The organism is Rhodococcus sp. P4_C10 (assembly GCF_056402135.1).
Genome location: NZ_JBFUHZ010000083.1, coordinates 1 through 4007 on the forward strand (window position 1 = coordinate 1; position 4007 = coordinate 4007).

General features: G+C 69.8%; 2 protein-coding genes and 1 pseudogene. 1 reads left to right on the forward strand and 2 read right to left on the reverse strand.

All coding sequences use genetic code 11. The features are described 5' to 3' along the window. A pseudogene (locus AC1DWC_RS26530) lies at positions 1-614 on the reverse strand (hypothetical protein); the annotation flags it as partial. Positions 615-907: 293 nt separating this feature from the next. Continuing rightward, positions 908-1651, reverse strand: coding sequence for a peroxide stress protein YaaA (gene yaaA / locus AC1DWC_RS26535; protein WP_477912854.1), 744 nt, complete (start codon positions 1649-1651; stop codon positions 908-910). Positions 1652-1711: 60 nt separating this feature from the next. Here yaaA and AC1DWC_RS26540 point away from each other — a divergent pair, with 60 nt between their 5' ends. Beyond that, the gene (locus tag AC1DWC_RS26540; RefSeq protein WP_477912856.1) at positions 1712-3457 is read left to right on the forward strand and encodes a proline--tRNA ligase; all 1746 of its coding nucleotides are present in this window, start codon (positions 1712-1714) and stop codon (positions 3455-3457) included. Positions 3458-4007 lie beyond the last annotated feature (550 nt).

Here is a 4007-nt window from a genome sequence, read left to right on the forward strand (position 1 = left end):
GTGGTGGTCGTGGGCGGCTTGGTGGTCGTGGTGGTGGGTGTGGTGGTCGTGGGCGGCTTGGTGGTCGTGGTGGTGGGTGGCGCCGTGGTGGTGGTCGGCGGCGGCGGCGTTGTGGTCGTGGTGGTGGGCGGCGGTGTGGTGGTCGTGGGCGCCGCGGCGAAGGTCACCGGATTCCGGGTGTCCTGGGTGCGGTCCGACGAGCCGTGCGCGGCGACGGTGTAGATCGAGCAGTCGTTCACGGTGCAGTCCGAGCCGCCGCTGACGGCCATCACCTCGACCGAGGTGGACCAGGCGCCGCCGCTGATCTCGCTGGACCGGATGAACACCGTGGAGATCCAGGAGTCGGCGTTGGTGGTGGAGAACATGTCGTCCTGGGCGAGGCCGACGTAGATGCCGGCGCCCGCGCCCGAGAAACCGGTGCCCGAGACGCTGATGGTCTCGCCGTCGACGTTCAGGCCGGTCGACTTGCCGACGGTCGTGACCGCAGGGCCGGAGACGGCTTGGGTGGCCGTGTCGCCGGAGGTGTCGGGGTTGGCGACGGCAACGCCCGCCGGCGCCGTCAATGCCATGGCGACCGCCATGGTCGCGAATGCGGCCCTGCCTAACGCGCGCATCTTCCTACTTCCTGGTCATAGCCGCAGCTCACGGCACCGTGTGGAGTACAAAAATAAGGTGAGGTTAGCCTATGTTTGGCTAGGTGAGGCTAAGCTACCTGACTGGACGTCCAAGTTGGTGGGCTACGTTTTTGGACGCATCGCCCGAAGAGGCCGGGGGCATGTCCGGGCGGGCTGGACGAGGAACCGGAGGAGCGGCCGTGGCCGGTCGCTGGAACGACGAAGGCCTCCCGTCGTGACTCGCAGACGGGAGGCCTTCGCGGTGCGCGCCATGCGCGTGTCCGTTGGTGTGGCTAGGTCAGGACGACCAGTTCGGTTGCCGAGCTGATCTCCACGGTCAGTCCGGCCTTCGTCGCCACTCGGGCGAGGCCCTTGATGTCGGTCGGCTCGGCGCGGGACAGCACCAGGGCGCGAGCCAACAGGCCCTTGTGATGCTTGTTGAAGTGGCTGACGACGGAACGGCTGCCGTCGGGCTTGACGGTGAGCACGGTTGCGGTGACCGCGCCGGGGACCGGCCCGAGTTGCTGGTAGGTGCCGGAGCGCAGGTCCACCACCAGGCCGCCGTCCGCCTCCGCGGACAGCGCGTCGGACAGTTCCGGCTTCCACAGTGACTGCAGGGTGCCGAAGCCCGGGAGCTTGGAGCCGCCGGACAGCCGGTAGGCGGGGATCGGGTCGCCGGCCCGGACCGCGCCGAACAGCGCCGACCCCATCGCGAGCCGCCGGTACGCCTTCTCGCGCTGGACCTTGGTGAACGCCTTCGCGTCGAGCGCGTCGAACAGCACTCCCGTGTAGCGCTCGAGTGCGGGCCGGGTCGGGGAGACCCAGAGCTTCGCGTTGCGCTCGACCTCGTCGGTCTGGTGGGCGCTCAGACCCAGTGCGACGCTGGACGCGTCGGTGTCGGCGGACAGCTCGACGAGGGCATCGACCAGAGCCTCACGGGTCGCCGTCAGCGTGGGCAGGGACAGTTCGCCCAGGTCGAGCGGGGCGCCCTTGCCGCCGTCGGACTTGGTCTCGGAGGGGGGCAGCAGAACCAGCACGAGCGGCAACGGTACCGGGTGCGCGCGGCGGCCCGCATCGGGCGACTAGTCTGATACCCCGTGATCACCCGCCTTTCGCACCTGTTCCTCCGCACGCTGCGTGACGATCCCGCCGACGCCGAGGTTGCCAGCCACAAGCTGCTCGTCCGGGCCGGCTACGTCCGCCGAATCGCGCCGGGTGTGTACTCCTGGCTGCCGCTGGGCCTGCGGGTCCTGCGCGAGGTCGAGCGGGTGGTCCGCGAGGAGATGGACGCGATGGGCGCGCAGGAGATCCTGCTGCCCGCGCTGCTGCCGCGCGAGCCCTACGAGACGTCGAACCGCTGGACCGAGTACGGTGCCGGGCTGTTCCGTCTCAAGGACCGCAAGGGCAACGACTACATGCTCGGCCCCACCCACGAGGAGCTCTTCGCGCTCACCGTCAAGGGCGAGTACAACTCCTACAAGGACTTCCCGGTCACCCTGTACCAGGTGCAGACCAAGTACCGCGACGAGGAGCGGCCCCGCGCCGGCATCCTGCGCGGCCGCGAGTTCGTGATGAAGGACTCGTACTCCTTCGACCTCACCGACGAGGGCCTGACCGCGTCGTACCAGGCGCACCGCGACACCTACGAGCGGATCCTGGCCCGGCTCGGCGTCAAGTACGTCATCGTCTCCGCGACCTCGGGTGCGATGGGCGGCAGTGCCTCGGAGGAGTTCCTGGCCGAGAGCGCGATCGGCGAGGACACCTATGTCCGTTGCCTCGAGTCCGGCTACGCCGCGAACGTCGAGGCCGTCAAGACGCTGGCGCCCGAGGCGATCCCGTTCGACGGGCAGCCGGATGCCAAGGTCTACGACACTCCCGGCACCGAGACCATCGAGACCCTGGTGGACTGGGCCAACGGCGCGGACCTCGGCCGGACCGTGACGGGCGCGGACACCCTGAAGAACATCATGGTCAAGACCCGCGTGCCCGGCGGCGAGTGGGAGCTGCTGGCGATCGGCATCCCCGGTGACCGTGAGGTCGACGAGAAGCGCCTCGAGGCGGCGCTCGAGCCGGCCGAGTTCGTGATGATCACCGAGACCGACTTCAAGAACAACCCGTTCCTGGTCAAGGGCTACATCGGCCCGAAGGCGGTGCAGGAGAACGGTATCCGCTACCTCGTCGACCCGCGGGTGGTTGACGGCACCAGCTGGATCACTGGCGCCGACGAGGAGGGCAAGCACGTCGTCGGCCTCGTCGCCGGCCGCGACTTCACCCCGGACGGCACCATCGAGGCCGCCGAGGTGCGCGACGGTGACCCGTCGCCCGACGGCGCCGGACCGCTGGTCGCGGCCCGCGGCATCGAGGTCGGTCACGTCTTCCAGCTGGGCCGCAAGTACACCGACGTGTTCTCCGTCGACGTGCTCGGCGAGAACGGCAAGCCGGTCCGGCCCACCATGGGCTCCTACGGCATCGGCGTCTCGCGCCTGGTCGCGGTGATCGCCGAGCAGATGCACGACGAGAAGGGCCTGCGCTGGCCGGCCGAGGTGTCGCCGGCGAACGTGCACCTGGTGATCGCGAACAAGGACGACGCCGCCCGTGAGGGTGCCGAGGGCCTGGCCGCCGAGCTGGACCGGGCCGGACTGTCGGTGATCCTGGACGACCGCAAGGCCTCGCCGGGCGTGAAGTTCAAGGACTCCGAGCTGCTCGGGATCCCGCTGGTGGTCGTGGTCGGCCGCGGCTGGGCCGACGGCAAGGTGGAGCTGCGCGACCGCTTCACCGGCGAGTCCCGCGAGGTCGACGCCGACGGCGCGCTGGCGGAGATCCTCGCCGCCGTCCGCGGCTGACCCGAAACACCTGCAGTACCGGACCGGGCCGTCAGCTCTGACGGCCCGGTCCCGTGCGTTGAGCGGGAATTGCCGGTTCTACGGATCGATGCCCGACGGATCGGAATCGAAGGACCAGGTTCGCGGCCGAACCCAACGACGATCCGATGAATTTCTCCGACTGTGCGGGCGCGACACCTCGGTGCTTGCGGATTCACCCTCGGCGGCGGGTGCCCCCGTCTCCTGGAGTGCCCAGACCATGCCGACCGGGCTGTCGTTCGGCGACTGTGACCGCGCCTCAGGCTCGACGTTCCCCGTCGGCGTCCCACGGTGAGCTGCGAGTTGAGGACCGACAGGAATGTCGGTACCGGATTCGGAACCTTCACGGTCACAGTCGAATCGCCGGCGACGGGCTCGCCCGGATCACTCGGCCTGCCGTTTTTCGGCAGCTGGTTCGGCGCGTTCGCGCCCGCCCCGGCGCGCCACCGGACCGGGGATCGTGCAGCGGCGCCGGGTGGCGGCGGAGGCCCACGTGATCGTGCAGCGGCGCCGGGTGGCGGCGGAGGACGAC